Annotated in this window: 15 protein-coding genes; 4 read left to right on the top strand and 11 right to left on the bottom strand. The window is 71.5% G+C overall.

From position 1 onward, the window contains the following. Positions 1 to 9: 9 nt before the first annotated feature. The 6 genes from hflX to miaA all read right to left on the bottom strand — a co-directional run bounded on the left by hflX (position 10) and on the right by miaA (position 8268). Positions 10 to 1518: a GTPase HflX gene (hflX, locus tag ACWDSL_RS07080; RefSeq protein ID WP_450482529.1), complete on the bottom strand. Its 1509-nt coding sequence runs from the start codon at positions 1516 to 1518 to the stop codon at positions 10 to 12. Between the two features lie 117 nt (positions 1519 to 1635). Further along, the gene (locus ACWDSL_RS07075) at positions 1636 to 3213 is read right to left on the bottom strand and encodes a M1 family metallopeptidase (RefSeq protein ID WP_450482527.1); all 1578 of its coding nucleotides are present in this window, start codon (positions 3211 to 3213) and stop codon (positions 1636 to 1638) included. Between the two features lie 142 nt (positions 3214 to 3355). Next, positions 3356 to 5530, bottom strand: a complete 2175-nt coding sequence (locus tag ACWDSL_RS07070) for a RelA/SpoT family protein (protein ID WP_450482525.1) — start codon at positions 5528 to 5530, stop codon at positions 3356 to 3358. Between the two features lie 136 nt (positions 5531 to 5666). After that, positions 5667 to 6617 (bottom strand): diaminopimelate epimerase, encoded by a 951-nt coding sequence (dapF, locus tag ACWDSL_RS07065; protein ID WP_450482524.1) that lies wholly within the window; start codon positions 6615 to 6617, stop codon positions 5667 to 5669. Positions 6618 to 6694: 77 nt separating this feature from the next. Further along, positions 6695 to 7222 carry a hypothetical protein gene (locus ACWDSL_RS07060; RefSeq protein ID WP_450482522.1) on the bottom strand — a complete coding sequence of 176 codons (528 nt, stop codon included), beginning with the start codon at positions 7220 to 7222 and terminating at the stop codon, positions 6695 to 6697. 107 nt (positions 7223 to 7329) lie between these two features. After that, positions 7330 to 8268: a tRNA (adenosine(37)-N6)-dimethylallyltransferase MiaA gene (gene miaA / locus ACWDSL_RS07055; RefSeq protein ID WP_450482520.1), complete on the bottom strand. Its 939-nt coding sequence runs from the start codon at positions 8266 to 8268 to the stop codon at positions 7330 to 7332. A gap of 108 nt (positions 8269 to 8376) precedes the next feature. Here miaA and ACWDSL_RS07050 point away from each other — a divergent pair, with 108 nt between their 5' ends. Beyond that, positions 8377 to 8715 carry a hypothetical protein gene (locus tag ACWDSL_RS07050; RefSeq protein ID WP_450482518.1) on the top strand — a complete coding sequence of 113 codons (339 nt, stop codon included), beginning with the start codon at positions 8377 to 8379 and terminating at the stop codon, positions 8713 to 8715. 24 nt (positions 8716 to 8739) lie between these two features. Continuing rightward, the gene (locus ACWDSL_RS07045) at positions 8740 to 8994 is read left to right on the top strand and encodes an antitoxin (protein WP_450482516.1); all 255 of its coding nucleotides are present in this window, start codon (positions 8740 to 8742) and stop codon (positions 8992 to 8994) included. 216 nt (positions 8995 to 9210) lie between these two features. Here ACWDSL_RS07045 and ACWDSL_RS07040 read toward each other — a convergent pair whose 3' ends face one another. From ACWDSL_RS07040 to miaB, 3 genes are read right to left on the bottom strand one after another with little or no spacing between them, the layout of a single operon-like run. Beyond that, positions 9211 to 9933, bottom strand: a complete 723-nt coding sequence (locus ACWDSL_RS07040; RefSeq protein ID WP_450482514.1) for a class III extradiol dioxygenase subunit B-like domain-containing protein — start codon at positions 9931 to 9933, stop codon at positions 9211 to 9213. A gap of 10 nt (positions 9934 to 9943) precedes the next feature. Continuing rightward, complete coding sequence (locus ACWDSL_RS07035) at positions 9944 to 10264, bottom strand: hypothetical protein (protein ID WP_450482512.1); 321 nt, start codon at positions 10262 to 10264, stop codon at positions 9944 to 9946. A gap of 4 nt (positions 10265 to 10268) precedes the next feature. Beyond that, positions 10269 to 11792: a tRNA (N6-isopentenyl adenosine(37)-C2)-methylthiotransferase MiaB gene (miaB, locus tag ACWDSL_RS07030; protein WP_450482511.1), complete on the bottom strand. Its 1524-nt coding sequence runs from the start codon at positions 11790 to 11792 to the stop codon at positions 10269 to 10271. Between the two features lie 116 nt (positions 11793 to 11908). Here miaB and ACWDSL_RS07025 point away from each other — a divergent pair, with 116 nt between their 5' ends. Continuing rightward, the gene (locus tag ACWDSL_RS07025; protein ID WP_450482509.1) at positions 11909 to 12907 is read left to right on the top strand and encodes a TAXI family TRAP transporter solute-binding subunit; all 999 of its coding nucleotides are present in this window, start codon (positions 11909 to 11911) and stop codon (positions 12905 to 12907) included. Positions 12908 to 12971: 64 nt separating this feature from the next. Here ACWDSL_RS07025 and ACWDSL_RS07020 read toward each other — a convergent pair whose 3' ends face one another. Beyond that, positions 12972 to 14378 carry an ATP-binding protein gene (locus tag ACWDSL_RS07020; protein ID WP_450482507.1) on the bottom strand — a complete coding sequence of 469 codons (1407 nt, stop codon included), beginning with the start codon at positions 14376 to 14378 and terminating at the stop codon, positions 12972 to 12974. A 21-nt stretch (positions 14379 to 14399) separates the two neighbouring features. Then, positions 14400 to 15110, bottom strand: coding sequence for a response regulator transcription factor (locus ACWDSL_RS07015; protein WP_450482505.1), 711 nt, complete (start codon positions 15108 to 15110; stop codon positions 14400 to 14402). Positions 15111 to 15383: 273 nt separating this feature from the next. On the opposite strand from ACWDSL_RS07015, the gene ACWDSL_RS07010 reads away from it, so the two are divergent. Then, complete coding sequence (locus tag ACWDSL_RS07010; RefSeq protein ID WP_450482503.1) at positions 15384 to 16160, top strand: amino acid ABC transporter ATP-binding protein; 777 nt, start codon at positions 15384 to 15386, stop codon at positions 16158 to 16160. Positions 16161 to 16179: the final 19 nt, after the last annotated feature.

Below are 16179 nucleotides of genomic sequence, written 5' to 3'. Positions count from 1 at the left end.
GGTGGGGGATCAGCCCTGCGCGGAGCCGGCGGGCACATACCGCCGCAGCTCTGCGGCAAGCTCCTCGTGCACCCGTGCCTTGAGCAGCGTGCCCTCCGGGGTGTGCTCCTCGGAGATCACCTCGCCCTCGGCATGCGCGCGCGCGACCAGCTTGCCCTGGGTGTACGGCACCAGCGCCTCGATCTCGACCTGAGGCCGCGGCAGCTCGTCGTCAATCAGCCCCAGCAGCTCGTCGATGCCCTGCCCCGTACGGGCCGACACCACGAGGGCGCGCTTCTCGATGCGCAGCAGCCGCTGCAGCACCAGCGGGTCCGCCATATCCGCCTTGTTGATCACCACGATCTCGGGCACATCGACCGCGCCCACATCGCGGATCACCTCGCGCACGGCGGCCAACTGCTCCTCCGGCATCGGATGCGAGCCGTCCACCACATGGACGATCAGATCGGCGTCGCCGACCTCCTCCATGGTGGAGCGGAACGCCTCGACCAGATGGTGCGGCAGATGCCGCACAAAGCCGACGGTGTCCGCGAGGGTGTACAGCCGCCCGCTTGGCGTCTCGGCCCGGCGCACGGTCGGGTCCAGGGTGGCGAACAGCGCGTTCTCCACCAGGACGCCCGCACCGGTCAGCCGGTTGAGCAGCGAGGACTTCCCCGCGTTGGTGTATCCGGCGATGGCGACCGAGGGCACCTTGTGGCGCTTGCGCTCCTGCCGCTTGATATCGCGGCCGGTCTTCATCTCCGCGATCTCCCGGCGCATCTTCGCCATCTTCTCGCGGATGCGGCGCCGGTCGGTCTCGATCTTGGTCTCACCGGGACCGCGGGTGGCCATACCGCCGCCGCCCGCCGCTCCGGAGCCACCGCCACCCATCTGCCGGGACAGCGACTGGCCCCAGCCGCGCAGCCTCGGCAGCATGTACTGCATCTGGGCCAGGGAGACCTGCGCCTTGCCTTCGCGGGACTTGGCGTGCTGGGCGAAGATGTCGAGGATCAGGGCGGTGCGGTCCACCACCTTGACCTTGACGACGTCCTCCAGGTGGATCAGCTGGCCGGGGCTCAGCTCACCGTCGCATACGACGGTGTCGGCACCGGACTCGATCACAACGTCGCGCAGCTCCTGGGCCTTGCCGGAGCCGATGTACGTGGCCGGATCCGGCTTGTCGCGCCGCTGGATGACCCCGTCGAGCACGACGGCGCCAGCGGTCTCCGCGAGCGCGGCCAGCTCCGACAGTGAGTTCTCCGCGTCCTGCACGGTGCCGGAGGTCCAGACGCCGACCAGCACCACGCGCTCCAGGCGCAGCTGCCGGTACTCGACCTCGGTGACGTCCTCCAGCTCGGTGGACAGGCCCACGACGCGCCGCAGCGCGGCTCGCTCGGAGCGGTCGTACTGATCGCCATCACGCTCCTGGTCGATCTCGTGACTCCAGGCGACGTCCTCTTCCATCAGGGCGTCGGCCCGAAGGCTCTCGGCGAAGGCGATGCGCTGCCGGTCCTGCGGAAGGGAAGAGGAGTGGGTCAAATCGATCCTTACGTCGTTGAGTACCGTCACAGTCGACAACGCATGGCGGACCCGGAGGATTCCCGGCCGCCGGCCGCGGCGCCGACCTGTCGATGGTCGCACGCGGCGGCCAGGCCGTCACCCGGGTTTCCCGGCGTATTCGTACGCCCGGCGGTCCGCCTTTCCGTCGGCCTTCGCCATGGCCCTCCCCGAGGATCTGACGTCGGGCCTCCAGTCGGGGTGCCCCGGCATCTTCGGCGTCGTCCTCCCGTACAGCCACGGCCGCAGGAAACCGGTCAGATCGCGGCCCGCCACCTCCGACGCCAGCCGGACGAAGTCGGCGGTCGAGGCCACGCCGTCGCGGTACTTGTGCACCCACCGCCGCTCCAGCCGCTCGAACGCCGCCCGCCCGATCCGCTGCCGCAGCGCGTACAGGACCAGGGCGCTGCCGTCGTAGACGATCGGGCGGAAGATGCCGATCTGGTGGTCGGGGTCGGACGGCAGGGGCGCGGCGGGCGGGCCCCCGGACGCGCGCCAGGCGTCGGACTGCCCGTAGGAAAGACGCATCCGCTTGTCGAGCGGCATCTTCCCGCGCTCGTCCCCGTAGAGCGCCTCGTACCAGGTGGCATGGCCCTCGTTGAGCCACAGGTCGGACCAGCGGCGCGGGCTGACGCTGTCGCCGAACCACTGGTGCGCCAGCTCATGCACCATGATCGACTCGATGTACCACGACGGCAGTCCCGAGGTGGTGAACAGCCCTCTCTCAAAGAGGGAGAGCGTCTGGGTCTCCAGCTCGAAGCCCGTCGTGGCCTTGGCGATCAGCACGCCGTACGTCTCGAAGGGGTACGGGCCGACCTGCTTCTCCATCCACTCCAGCTGTCCCGGTGTGCGCGCCGACCACTTGGCCAGGCGCGTGCTGTCCGCCGCGGGCACGACATCGCGCACCGGCAGCCCACCGGGGCCGGTGCGGTGCAGCACGGCCGAACGGCCGATGGAGATCTGCGCCAGTTCGGTGGCCATGGGGTGGGCGAGGCGGTATCGCCAGGTGACGTCGTCCCCCTCGCGGCTGCGCCCCAGGGGCTTCCCGTTCGCGACGACCGTGAGGTGCTTGGGGGCGGTGACGCTGAACGTGAAGCGCGCCTTGTCGGAGGGGTGGTCGTTGCAGGGGAAGACGCGGTGGGCGGCGTCGGCCTGGTTGGCCATCGCGAGCCCGTCGTGGGTGCGGATCCAGCCGCCGCTGTTGCCGCTCGGATCGCTGGTGTGTTCAAGCATGACCCGGAAGGAGGCGCCGCTGCGCACGGGCCGGGCGGGGGTGATGACCAGGTCTTCCCCCGCGCCGGTGAACCGGGCGGGCCTGCCGTCGACCCGCACCGAGCGCACGGTGCCGTGCGTGAAGTCGAGGTTGAAGGTGCGCAGCGGGGCGGTGGCGCGGGCGTCGAGGGTGGTGACGGCGTCCAGCGCCCGGTCGTTGCCGTGGTAACGGAAGGCGATGTCATAGGCCGTGACGTCGTAGCCGGGGTTGCCGAGATCCGGGAAGAGCCGGTCGCCGATGCCCCGGGGAACCGGGGGCGGCGGCTCCGCGGCGGACACCCGCCCCGCGGCGGAGGACGGGCAGGCCACGACGAGGGCGGCGGTGATCGCGGCGGCCGCGGCGGCGGTCCTGCGCCGCCCCGCGCGCCGGGCTGACGAGGGGCGGCCCCTCGGGGAAGACAGCATGACCTACGGCTATCAACGCCCGGACAAAAGCGGCCGACGGCACAGCCCAAGTCCACCCGAATGGGGTGCGGCGACGGGTTTGGCCCCGATTCGGCACCAAAGGGCGAAGGGACCGAAGAGGCCCAGAGGCACCGACCGGGGTTCAGGACCGGGCCACCGCCATGCTGCGGCCCGCCCGCGTCACGTCGTAGACGCCTGGCACATCGCGCATGGCGCGCATCAGCGTCGGCAGTCGGCCCGGGTCGGGCAGCTGAAGCGTGTACGTATGGCGGACGCGCTGTTCGCGGGGCGGCTCGACAGCGGCCGAGACCACGGCCACCCCTTCGGCGGCGATGGCCTCGGTGAGGTCGGCCAGCAAGCGCGGTCTGCTGAACGCCTCGGCCAGGAGGGTCACGCGGTAGTCGCCCCCGTCGCCCCCCTCCTCGTCCAGCCAGCGCACCCCGACCGTGCCGCGCCCGGTCGCCGTCATACGGGACACCGCGGGGCACTGCTCGCGGTGGACGGTGACGGTCCTGCCGCGCACCGCGAAGCCGATGACGGCGTCCGGGGGCACGGGGGTGCAGCAGCCCGCCAGCCGTACGGCCGCGCCGGGCAGGTCCGCGGCCACGCCCGGGGCAGCCGCCGCCCGGTCCTCGGCCCCACCGGGCGCACCGGCTCCGGCCTGGTACTCGGCGGGGGCCGGGTCCGGGGCGGGGTCCGACGGGGGCTGCCGGCGCTCCGGATTGGCGGCCAGCCAGTGGCTGATGGCGATGCGCGCGGCAGGCGTACGGGCGTGGTCGAGCCATTCGGGCGAGGGCCCTGAGGAGGCGGCGTCCCTGGTGTCGCGTGCCATGAGCAGCTGGAGCATGTCGCCGTCGCGCAGCACCGTGCTCAGCGTCGCGATACGGCCGTTGACCCTGGCCCCGATGCAGTCGTGGGCGGCCTCGCCGTACTGGGCGTACGCGGCGTCCACGCAGCTCGCGCCCGCGGGCAGGCCCAGCGTGCCGCCGTCGGACCGGAAGACGGTGACCTCCCGGTCCTGGGCGAGCTCGGCGCGCAGCGAGGACCAGAAGGTGTCGGGGTCGGGGGTGGCGCTCTGCCAGGCCAGCAGCCGCGACAGCCAGCCGGGGCGGGTGGGGTCGGCGCGCTCACCGTCGAAGGCGTCGGCGGCCTCCACCGGCGCGTTCGGCGCGTTGGTCGCGTACGGATTGCCGAGTGCGATCACTCCGGCCTCGGCGACCAGGTGCATCTGGTGGGTGCGGATGAGGACTTCGGCGACCTCGCCGTCGCGCCCGGCCACGGCCGTGTGCAGCGACTGGTACAGGTTGAACTTGGGGACGGCGATGAAGTCCTTGAACTCCGAGATGACCGGGGTGAAGCAGGTGTGCAGCTCGCCGAGGACCGCGTAACAGTCGGCGTCCTCCGAGACGAGGACGAGCAGCCGGCCGAGGTCGGAGCCGGTCAGCTCGCCGCGCTTGATGCCGGCCCGGTGGACGGATACGAAGTGCCTCGGCCGGACGAGGACTTCGGCGGCGATGCCCGCCTCGTGCAGCACGCCGCGCACGTCCTCGGCGGCGCGGGCGAGCGGGTCCGGGCGGCCCGCGTGCTCCAGCAGGAGCTCGCGGGTGCGGGCGTACTCCGCGGGGTGGAGGATGGCGAAGACCAGGTCCTCCAGCTCGGTCTTGAGGGCCTGCACGCCCAGCCGCTCGGCGAGCGGAATCAGCACATCGCGGGTGACCTTCGCGATGCGGGCCTGTTTCTCCGGGCGCATCACGCCCAGGGTGCGCATGTTGTGCAGGCGGTCGGCGAGCTTGATGGACATCACGCGCACGTCGTTGCCGGTGGCGACCAGCATCTTGCGGAAGGTCTCCGGCTCGGCCGCCGCGCCGTAGTCGACCTTCTCCAACTTGGTGACGCCGTCGACGAGATAGCGGACCTCCTCGCCGAACTGCTCGCCCACCTGATCCAGCGTCACGTCCGTGTCCTCGACCGTGTCGTGGAGGAGCGACGCCGTCAAGGTCGTGGTCTCGGCGCCCAGTTCGGCGAGGATGAGGGTGACGGCGAGCGGATGGGTGATGTACGGCTCGCCGCTCTTGCGCATCTGGCCGCGGTGCGAGGACTCGGCGAGCACATACGCCTTGCGCAGTACGTCGAGATCGGCACCGGGGTGGTGGGCCCGGTGCACCTTGGCCACATGCTCGATCGCGTCCGGCAGGCGGCCGCGGGCGGGCGAGCCCAACAGGGCGGCCCGGCTGAACCTGCGGAGATTACGCAGGTCGATGCGCGGGAGCCCGCGCCTGCGGCCGAGAACGGCATGGTCGGTGGCCTCTGCGCTCATGGGCACCTCCGGCGGCGTCGAGCGTCAACCGGCGTGGGCACTCCCCCTGGGCCGGTGCTTGATGCTACCGAGCCCATCACGCACGGCCGACCGGCTCTCGCCCAGAGTGAAATGGATCACCCATTGGGGTGAACTGTCAGGCGAGGGCCGTGTCCAGCCATGCGGGGTCGAGCTCGCCCTCGGCGACGATCACGGCCGGGCCGGTCATCTCGACCGTTCCGTCCGGAAGCTCACTGATCACCAGACGGCCGCCGGGGACATCCACGGTATACGTGACGGGGTGGCCGTCGGCAGCGGGGTCGGCGCCGTCCCGCCGGGCCGTGGCCACCATCACCGCGCAGGCGCCGGTGCCGCAGGAACGGGTCTCGCCCGAGCCGCGCTCATGCACCCGCATCGCCACATGCCGCGGGCCTCGGTCGACCACGAACTCGACGTTGGTGCCGTGCGGATACGCCGAAGCAGGGGTGACGGCGGGCGCGTCGAACAGGCGCCCCGCCTGGTCGAGGTCGTCGACGAACGCGACCGCGTGCGGGTTGCCCATGTCGACGTGGCGGGCGGGCCAGCTGTGCTCGCCGACGGCGACCGTGACCGCGCCCTCGGGGCCGGGCTCGGGCAGCGCGGCCTTGCCCATCTGGACGGTGATCGCCCCACCGGGGGCGTCCGCGCCGCCGAGGTCGTCCTTGGCGATGAGGTCGTCCTTGGCGATGAGGTCGTCCTTGGCGATGTGGATGCGGCGCACTCCGGCCCGGGTGGCGACCGCGAGATCGCCTGCCTCGACGAGCCCCGCCCGCTCCAGATAGCGGGCGAAGACGCGGACGCCGTTGCCGCACATCTCGGCGACGCTGCCGTCGCTGTTGCGGTAGTCCATGAACCACTCGGCCTCGTCGGCCATGCCCCGCGCCTCGGGGTGCGCCGAGGACCGTACGACGCGGATCAGCCCGTCACCGCCGACGCCGGCCCGACGGTCGCAGATCCGGGCGACGGCGGCCGGGGACAGCTCGAACCGTCCGTCCGGGTCGGGGACGATGACGAAGTCGTTCTCGGTGCCGTGGCCCTTGAGAAAGGCCAGGCGGGGCGCGTCGCTCATCCCTCGATCGTACGGGGCGCCCAGGACAACCGCCCGGACCGGGCTCCGCCACCGGCGGGGATCACTGTCTGCGGGGCTCAGCGGAGGCGGGCCACGCGCCAGAAGGTGAGGGCTGCCAGCAGCGCCACGATCACCACGTACAGCACGACGAACCGCCAGTCGGGGCGGCGCCCGGAGCCCCGGGGCGGCAGCCCCGGCCAGGTGTAGCCCACGCGGCGGGCGGCCATCAGCCCCCACCCGGCGGCGCAGCAGCTGAGCAGCAGGCCGAGCATGGCGACCACCGCCCCGCCGTCGCCGAATTCGAAGGCGAGCGGGAAGGCGAACATCAGGGAGCCCAGGATGGCGAGGCCCACGATCGGCGCGATCTGCCAGATCCGCAGCCGACGCGGCGGGCGAAGCTCGCTGAAGGACTCACCTGCGGCGGGCAGGCCCTCGGCGCCGTCATCGATGACCGAGGCTCCGGGCTCGCCGGAGACCACGTCGTCGTCCGGACCGTCGGAGCTGAGGTCGGGACCATCGGAGCTGAGGTCCGGACCGTCAGAGGTGAGCGGTCCGGGATCGCTGTGGGGCGACTGACGCGATACGTCGCGAGGGCCGGCCTCCATCGCCACCCGCCCTCCCAACTCCTGAACAACACCACGATCGGAGCTCGATGATGGCATGCCCGTAGGGGCCGGTATGGCACACGGAGCGTCCCGATGCCATCACGTGATCAGGCTGTGACCGCCCGGTCGACCAACGCCAGCGCGTCCGGCAGAAGCGCTTCGCGGCGGGCGACCGCGCCGCTGAGCCAGTGGACGCGCGGGTCGCGGCGGAACCAGGAGTCCTGGCGGCGCGCGAACCGTTTGGTGGCCCGTACGGTCTCGGCGCGCGCCTGCTCCTCGCCGTACTCCCCGGCCAGCGCGGAGAGCACCTGCTGATAGCCGAGCGCGCGGGAGGCGGTGCGCCCGGCGCGCAGCCCGATGCCCTCCAGCCGCCGTACCTCGTCCACGAGCCCGGCCTCCCACATGCGGTCCACGCGCCGGGCGATGCGCTCGTCCAGCTCGGGCCGCTCGACGTCGACGCCGATCTGCAGGGTGTCGTAGACGGCCTCATGGCCCGGCAGATTGGCGGTGAAGGGACGGCCGGTGATCTCGATGACCTCGAGCGCCCGGACCACCCGCCGGCCGTTGCTGGGCAGGATCGCGCGGGCCGCCTCCGGGTCGGCGGCGGCGAGCCGGGCGTGCAGCAGCCCCGAGCCGAGCTCCGCCAGCTCGGCCTCCAGCCGGGCCCGGACGACGGGGTCCGTACCGGGGAACTCGAGGGCGTCGATCGCCCCCCGGATGTACAGCCCCGAGCCGCCGACCAGGACGGGGGTGCGGCCCTCCGCGAGCAGCCGGTCGATCTCGGCACGCGCCAGCCGTTGGTACTCGGCGACGCTGGCCGTCTCGGTGACGTCCCAGATGTCCAGCAGCCGGTGCGGCACCCCTTGCCGCTCCTTCTCGGTCAGCTTGGCGGTGCCGATGTCCATGCCCCGGTAGAGCTGCATGGAGTCCGCGTTGACCACCTCGCCGTCGAGGTGGCGGGCGATGGCGACGCCCAGGTCGGACTTTCCGGCCGCGGTGGGGCCGACGACGGCGATGACGCGGTGTGGAGGGCCTGCGGTATTCACCGGACCAGTCTCGCAAATCCCAGGCGGCCTACTCGAACGAGCGACGTGACGGAGCACTTCCGGTCTCGTTGCCTGAGCGGCACGCGATATCGCCCGCACGAGTAGGGTATGGAGAAGCATATGGGTGTTTTTGATTGGTTTCGCCGAGCTTCCAAGGAGGCGAGCCGACCGCCCGAGGCGTCAACCGAGCAGGCCCGGGCCGACACCCCGGCAGCCGGAGCGACGGCCGACCAGGCTGACGAAACGGCGCGGGGGCACGGTGAGGCAGAGGCCCCGCCGGGCGACGGCATCGGTATTCCGAAGCAGCAGTCCAAGCAGGAAGCCGATGCCGCTCGGGAGGGCGTACGCCATCCTGAACAGGAGACGGCGCCGGACGCCGCGCAGAAGACCGTGCGGAAGCCTTCCGGCGGCGCGGACAGCGAAACCGGCGAGAGCGCCCGCACATAGCCATTGACCGAGGGAAGGTGGCCCATGAGCGTGCTGGACAACCTCAAGGCCAAGGCCGGAGTCATGAAGGACAAGGCCGTCGGCTTCACACAACAGCACGAAGAGAAGATCGAGCGAGGCCTGGACAAGGCCGTCAAGACGGTCGACAGCAAGACGAAGGGCAAGTACCGAAACAAGCTCGAGACCGGTGCGGACAAGGCCAAGAACGCTCTCGGCCGCTTCTCCCACCCACAGGAGGGCCAGGACAAGGCCAAAGGCCACCGTCGGCCCAGCACCTGAGCCCCGCCGGTGAACGGCCGCGGAGCCGCCGCTCCGCGGCCGCAACCGTTTTCACTCCCGGCCCGCCGCCGGCCGCCCCTCCCGGGCCCGGACGCGCGCCCGCCCCCGCGGCCGCCGGGGTCGCGTCTCAAAGCGCTACGACCAGATCGTGATCCCGATGCGCTGCGACCACGCCGCGATCCCGACGCGCCGCGACCACGTCGCGATCTCGAGGCGCTAGGACCACATCGCGACGAAATACCCCACGCCGTACGGCGCTCCCTCATACCGCAACTCCCCCTTCAGCGCGGCCCCCTCGCCCGCGCCCGCGAGCACCTGCAACGGCGCCCGGCCCGCCGCCTTCAGCTCCGCCGCCAACTCCTCGTCCAGCGCGGCGAGCGCGCCGACGTCCGCCGCGCCCAGCGCCCGCGCCACATCCGCGTCGAAGCCGGCCGCGCGCTCGTCGAGATAGCCCGGAGCCTTCAGCGAGCGGCACGCGCTGCCGTCGCCCATCACCAGCAGCGCGACCCGCTCGGCCTGCGCCGCCAATTCCCTTCCGACTTCTCTACACCGCTCCGACGCCAGAGGTTCCCCCACGCCCAGCCCTTCGACCGGCGCCGCCTGCCACCTCGCGCGCTCCAGCAGCCACGCGGCCACGGCCAGCGAAGGCGGCAGCGTCCGCTCCGAGGCCTCGGCCGCGGCCTCGCCCCAGCCCCCGAGCCGTACGTCGAGATCCACCCCGAAGCCCCGGAAGGACCCGGGCGTGCCCCGGGGGTGCGGGCCCCGCCCGTCGCGCTCCGCGGGCCCGACGACGATCAGCCGCTCGGGCCGGGCCGCGGCCAGCACACCGACCGCGTCCAGGCACGCCGCGCGCAGCTCGTCCAGCTCACCGGCCGCCCCGGCTGCGACCTCGGGCACCAGGAGCGGCGGGCAGGGACAGACAGCGGCGGCGATCAGCATGATCGCCAGCCTATCCGGCGGGCTCGGGCCGGGGCGCCGAGTCCCACAGCAGCTCGGCCGCCCGGAACCGGTAGCAGTAGTTGCCCGTCGCGGCCTCCAGGACCATCAGGAAGACGTCCCCGTCGCGGTACACCAGCTTCCGGTACGGGTTGGCCGGGTGCCGTGGCTCATAGCGCAGCGCGCGCTCGCGCAGCGTCTGCAGGGCCTCTTCCCGGGTCCCTCTGACGTGCGCCAGCGGGGTGATCGAGTGGTTCCTGGCGCCCGGGCCCATGATCTGGAGGTAGTCCTCCACGAGCAGGCCCCACCACGTCGCCGCACCGTCCCCGGTCACGCGCTCAGTCGCAGCCGCAGCCCGCGGCGGGCGCGGCCACCGGCGGCGGGGCGCCGACGGTCGGCAGGCCCAGCATCACACCCGCGGGCTTCTTCTCCTCGGCCGCGGTGCGCCGCTCCCACGCGTCACCCGAGCGGGTGCGCCGCACGCCCCTGGCCGGGCCCTCGGCGAGCAGGTGGTGAGGTGCGGCGTAGGTGATGTCCACCGTCACGACGTCGCCCGGACGGACGCTCTCCTCGGGCCGCGCGAAATGGACGAGGCGGTTGTCGGGGGCGCGGCCGGACAGCCGGTGGGTGGCGCCGTCCTTGCGGCCCTCGCCCTCGGCGACCAGCACCTCCACGGTCCGGCCGACCTGCTTCTTGTTCTCCTCCCAGGAGATCTCCTCCTGGAGGGCGACCAGCCGCTCGTAGCGCTCCTGCACGACGGCCTTCGGCACCTGCCCGTCCATCTCGGCGGCGGGCGTGCCGGGCCGCTTGGAGTACTGGAAGGTGAACGCCTGTGTGAAGCGCGCCTCGCGCACCACGTGCAGCGTCTGCTCGAAGTCGGCGTCGGTCTCGCCGGGGAAGCCGACGATGATGTCGGTCGAGATCGCGGCGTCCGGCATGGCGGCGCGCACCTTCTCGATGATCCCGAGGTAGCGCTCCTGCCGGTAGGAGCGGCGCATCGCCTTCAGCACGGTGTCGGAGCCGGACTGGAGCGGCATGTGCAGCTGGGGCATCACGTTCTCGGTCTCGGCCATGGCGGCGATGACGTCGTCCGTGAAGTCGCGGGGGTGCGGCGAGGTGAAGCGGACGCGCTCCAGGCCGCACACATTCCCACAGGCCCGCAGCAGCTTGCTGAACGCCTCGCGGTCGCCGATGTCGGACCCGTACGCGTTCACGTTCTGGCCCAGCAGGGTGATCTCGCTGACGCCCTCGGCGACCAGCGCCTCCACCTCGGCGAGGATGTCGCCCGGACGGCGGTCCTTCTCCTTGCCGCGCAGCGCCGGGACGATGCAGAAGGTGCAGGTGTTGTTGCAGCCGACGGAGATGGAGACCCACGCCGCGTACGCCGACTCGCGCCGCGTCGGCAGGGTGGACGGGAAGGCTTCCAGGGATTCGGCGATCTCGACCTGGGCCTCTTCCTGGATCCGGGCGCGCTCGAGCAGCACCGGCAGGCTGCCGATGTTGTGGGTGCCGAAGACCACGTCGACCCAGGGGGCCTTCTTGACGATCGTGTCGCGGTCCTTCTGGGCCAGGCATCCGCCGACCGCGATCTGCATACCGGGGCGCCTGGCCTTGATCGGCGCGAGCCGGCCGAGGTTGCCGTACAGCCTGTTGTCGGCGTTCTCCCGCACCGCGCAGGTGTTGAACACGACGACGTCGGCGAAGGCCTCGTCGCCCTCGGCCCCGCCCACGCCCTCGGGCGCACGGACATAGCCGGCGTCCTCCAAGAGGCCGGAGAGCCGCTCGGAGTCGTGGACGTTCATCTGGCACCCGTAGGTGCGCACCTCGTAGGTCTTCAAACCGGCTACCTCACTGCTGCTCACCCATCCAGGGTAAGGGGCCGCGATCAGGCCACTGTGCCGAATGACGAAGGCCGCCCGTACGGCCCCGACGGCCCCCGACTCCCCAACAGGCCGCGAGGACTGTCATGATCCTGCTCATGGCCGTCCGTCTTCCGCGCCTCGGCCGGCGCCGCGCGCTGCAGTCCGCCGCCGCCGGAGCCGTCGCGCTCGCTCTGCTCCTGTGGTGGCTGCTGCCGTTCGGGGGCGACGAATCGCCCCAGGGTCGGGTGACCTTCGCGACCGGCGTACCCACCGGCGTGTACGAAACCTACGGCAAGATGCTGCGCCGCGACCTCTCCCGGGACCTCCCCGACCTGGATGTGACGCTGCAGCGCACCAAGGGGTCCCCGGACAACGTCCGGCGGCTCGCCGAGGGCCGCGCCACATTCGCCATCGCCGCCACCGACGCGGTCGCCGCCTACCGCGAACAGGGCGGGAAGGGCGCCGATCGGCTGCGCGCCTGCGCTCGGCTGTACGACGACTACATGCAACTGGTGGTGCCCAAGGGCTCCCGGGTGCAGTCCGCCCGGGACCTCAAGGGGCTGCGGGTCGGCGTCGGCGAGGACGACTCGGGCGTACAGCTGATCGCCAAGTCGTTGCTCAAGGCCGCCGGGCTCGACATGGGCAAGGACGTCAAGGCCGTGCGGGAGGGCATCGACCGGATGCCGGGCCTGCTGAAGGCCAAGAAGCTGGACGCGTTCTTCTGGTCCGGCGGGCTGCCGACGACCGCCGTGCGCACCCTGGTCCACGACTATCCGATCCGGCTGGTCCAGCTCGGCGACCTCATCGGCCCGCTGCACAACCAGGGCGGGGTGACCCGCTACTACCGGGCGGCGTCGGTGCCCGCCGACGCGTACGAGGACATGCACCAGCGGGACGCCATCAAGACGATCGCGGTGCCCAACCTCCTGGTCACCACGGACCGGGTGGACCCCGCGCTCGCGGAGGCCGTCACCCGGACCGTGATCAAGAACCGGGACCGCATCGGCTCCAAGGTGCACGCGGCGCAGAAGGTGGACCTGCGCACCGCGATCTTCACCGACCCGCTGGAACTCCACACGGGCGCGGAGCGCTACTACCGCTCGGTCAAGCCGTAGGGCCCCAAGCTGTAGGGCCGGCCACAGGGCCCACCGCCCGCACCCGGCACCCTTGATACGCCCCCTAATGCGGCCCCGTGCGCGGCACGGTGATGGTCACACGCAGCCCGCACGGCTCGTTGGGGGCATACGCGATGGAGCCGCCGCCCGCCGCGAGCAGCGCCCGGGAGATCGACAGCCCCAGCCCGGAACCGTTGATGTTCTGGTGGCGGCCGCTGCGCCAGAAGCGGTCGCCTACGCGCGCGAGCTCGTCCTCGGTGAGCCCGGGGCCGCCGTCGGCGACGACGATGGCGACCGTGTCCCCGTCGGGCTGGGCGGAGACGACCACCTCCGCACCCGCCGGCGTGAACTTCACGGCGTTGTCCACGACCGCGTCCAGCGCGCTGGACAGCGCCACCGGGTCGGCCCAGCCGGCCACGGCCGCCGGGCCCTCGTAGGAGAGGCGGACGCCCTCGCGCTCAGCGACCGGCAGCCAGGCGCCGACCCGGTCGGTGGCCAGCTCGGCGATATCGGTGAACTTGAGGTCGGTGGTGGAGTGCTCGGCCAGGGCCAGGTCGAGGAGGTCGTCCAGGACCTGGGCGAGGCGCTTGCCCTCGGTGCGCACCGAGGCGATCTCCTCATGCCCCTCGGGCAGGTCGAGGGCCAGCAGCTCGATGCGCAGCAGCAGCGCGGACAGCGGGTTGCGCAGCTGGTGGGAGGCGTCGGCGACGAAGGCCCGCTGCTGTTCGAGGACTTCCTCGACGTTGTCGGCCATCTCGTTGAACGAGCGGGCCAGGCGGCGCAGCTCCGGTGGCCCGGAGGCAGCCGCGACGCGGGACTGCATGCGCCCGGTGGCGATGCCGTGGGTGGCCGTGTCGAGGATGCGTACGGGGCGCAGCACCCAACCGGTGAGCCGGAAGGCCGCCCCGACCGCCAGGAGCATCGCGGCCGCCTCCCCCGCGGCGATCACCAGCCAGCCGTGCAGGATGCGCGACCGCATCTGTGGGGTGGGCGAGTCCGTGACCACGACGGCCACCACGTCGCCGTCGCGCACCACGGGGGAGGCGACGGTGAGCCGGCCCTGTTGCCAGGGCCAGACCTGGTCCGGATCGTGGCTGCGGCGGCCCTGAAGGGCCTCGTCGAACGCCTCGGCCCCGTCGCCGGTCTCGGGGAGCCGCCAGTCGCCCGGCGCCTGGGCCATGGGCCTGCCGTTCCGGTAGTAGACACCGGCCCGGATGCCGTACAGGTCGTGGTAGCGCCGGAGTTCGGCCCTCAGGGTGCTCAGCCGTTCGTCGTCCTCCGCGGTGGTGGCGGCGGCCGGCCCGGCCGTGACGAACTGGGCGAGCGCGGCGAACCGCGCGGTGTCGTCGATCCGGTCGACGACCACGCGCTGCTGCTCGCGGGCGGCCACGCTGCCCGCGAGCGGGAAGCCGAGCGCGAGCAGCACGCCGGCCATGAGGACGATGAGGAGCGGGAGAAGTCGGGTGCGCACGGGGAGAAGTCTCGCGGTTCCTCAGTTCGCCGGTGACACCAGGCGGTACCCGACGCCCCGGACCGTCTCGATCAGCGCGGGCATGCGCAGTTTGGAACGGAGCGAGGCGATATGCACCTCAAGGGTGCGCCCGGTCCCTTCCCAACTGGTGCGCCACACCTCACTGATGATCTGTTCGCGGCGGAACACCACGCCGGGGCGCTGGGCGAGCAGCGCGAGCAAGTCGAACTCCTTACGGGTGAGCGAGACGGTCGCGCCGTCCACCGCGACCTGCCTGGTGGCCAGATCGAGGGTGACGGGGCCTATGCGCAGGGGGGCGTTCCGGCTGTCGGCACCCTCCTCGGCGCTCGGGGCCGGGTCGGCCGGAAGCGTGCGCCGACTCACAGCGTGGATCCGGGCGAGCAGCTCCATGGTGTCGTAGGGTTTGACCACATAGTCGTCGGCACCGAGGTGGAGACCATGGATGCGGGATCTTACATCCGCCCGCGCGGTCACCATGATCACGGGAGTGGTGGTCCGCTTGCGGATACGGCCACACACCTGGAAGCCGTCCTGGTCCGGCAGCCCGAGGTCGAGGAGCACGACGCCGAACGGCGGCCCCGAGTCGGGCAGCAGCGCTCTCAGCGCTTCCTCACCGCTTCTGGCGTGCGTGACTTCGAAACCGTGCCTCGCGAGCACCGCGGACAGAGCCGCGGCGACATGGTTGTCGTCCTCGACGAGCAGCAGTCTCACCGACCCCTCCACCACCTTTCCACTGAGTGGCGCATGTGTTTCGCGAACATGGCCACAGGGCATCCACGCCCAGACGGCACGTGCCAGTCAAGACGCATCTAGTCACACTTAGGTTTCCGTTACGTAGCCGGTACGACAGCCCCGGACCTCGTTCACACAGAGTGTCGCCCCGCTGCCGGATCGTTATCCTCAATTTCCGCTCAGATGTAATGACGCTGGTCTCGGCGGCCCCCTAAGGTCCTCCCAACCGAGGAGGACGGAGCGAAACGCCGAATGAGCGAAGTACCGGTGACCAAGGACGCAACTCCGGTTGCGGACGCGTTGGTTGCGCTGTCAGGAGTCAACAAGCACTTCGGCGCGCTGCATGTGCTCCAGGACATCAACCTGAACGTCGCACGGGGCGAAGTGGTCGTTGTGATCGGCCCTTCCGGGTCCGGCAAGTCGACCCTCTGCCGCGCCATCAACCGCCTGGAGACGATCGACTCCGGCACCATCACGATCGACGGCAAGCCACTGCCTCAAGAGGGCAAGGAGCTCGCCCGGCTGCGTGCCGACGTCGGCATGGTCTTCCAGTCGTTCAACCTTTTCGCGCACAAGACCGTGCTCGAGAACGTGATGCTGGGCCAGCTGAAGGTGCGCAAGACTGACAAGAAGACCGCCGAGGAGAAGGCCCGCACGCTGCTCGACCGAGTGGGCGTGGGCAAGCAGGCGGACAAGTACCCCGCGCAGATGTCCGGCGGTCAGCAGCAGCGCGTGGCCATCGCCCGGGCGCTGGCCATGGACCCGAAGGCGATCCTGTTCGACGAGCCGACCTCCGCGCTCGACCCGGAGATGATCAATGAGGTGCTGGACGTCATGCAGCAGCTCGCCCGGGACGGTATGACGATGGTCGTCGTCACCCACGAGATGGGCTTCGCCCGCTCCGCGGCGAACCGGGTGGTCTTCATGGCCGACGGCCGGATCGTCGAAGAGGCCGAGCCGGAGGAGTTCTTCAACAACCCCCGCAGCGACCGGGCCAAGGACTTCCTGTCGAAGATCCTTCACCACTGAGGCCCACCCCCGGGTTCCC

The sequence above is a fragment of the Streptomyces sp. NPDC000941 genome, from assembly GCF_053599555.1.
Note: the sequence above shows the minus strand (reverse complement) of the source record. Positions and strands in the feature narration are given on the sequence as shown.

What these genes read in the sequence shown, in the direction of transcription:
- ACWDSL_RS07075 (WP_450482527.1), bottom strand. Translation starts at nt 3,213, where the DNA reads ATGCTGTCTTCCCCGAGGGGCCGCCCCTCGTCAGCCCGGCGCGCGGGG.
- ACWDSL_RS07070 (WP_450482525.1), bottom strand. Translation starts at nt 5,530, where the DNA reads ATGAGCGCAGAGGCCACCGACCATGCCGTTCTCGGCCGCAGGCGCGGG.
- dapF (WP_450482524.1), bottom strand. Translation starts at nt 6,617, where the DNA reads ATGAGCGACGCGCCCCGCCTGGCCTTTCTCAAGGGCCACGGCACCGAG.
- ACWDSL_RS07060 (WP_450482522.1), bottom strand. Translation starts at nt 7,222, where the DNA reads ATGGAGGCCGGCCCTCGCGACGTATCGCGTCAGTCGCCCCACAGCGAT.
- ACWDSL_RS07050 (WP_450482518.1), top strand. Translation starts at nt 8,377, where the DNA reads ATGGAGAAGCATATGGGTGTTTTTGATTGGTTTCGCCGAGCTTCCAAG.
- ACWDSL_RS07045 (WP_450482516.1), top strand. Translation starts at nt 8,740, where the DNA reads ATGAGCGTGCTGGACAACCTCAAGGCCAAGGCCGGAGTCATGAAGGAC.
- ACWDSL_RS07040 (WP_450482514.1), bottom strand. Translation starts at nt 9,933, where the DNA reads ATGCTGATCGCCGCCGCTGTCTGTCCCTGCCCGCCGCTCCTGGTGCCC.
- ACWDSL_RS07025 (WP_450482509.1), top strand. Translation starts at nt 11,909, where the DNA reads ATGGCCGTCCGTCTTCCGCGCCTCGGCCGGCGCCGCGCGCTGCAGTCC.
- ACWDSL_RS07010 (WP_450482503.1), top strand. Translation starts at nt 15,384, where the DNA reads ATGAGCGAAGTACCGGTGACCAAGGACGCAACTCCGGTTGCGGACGCG.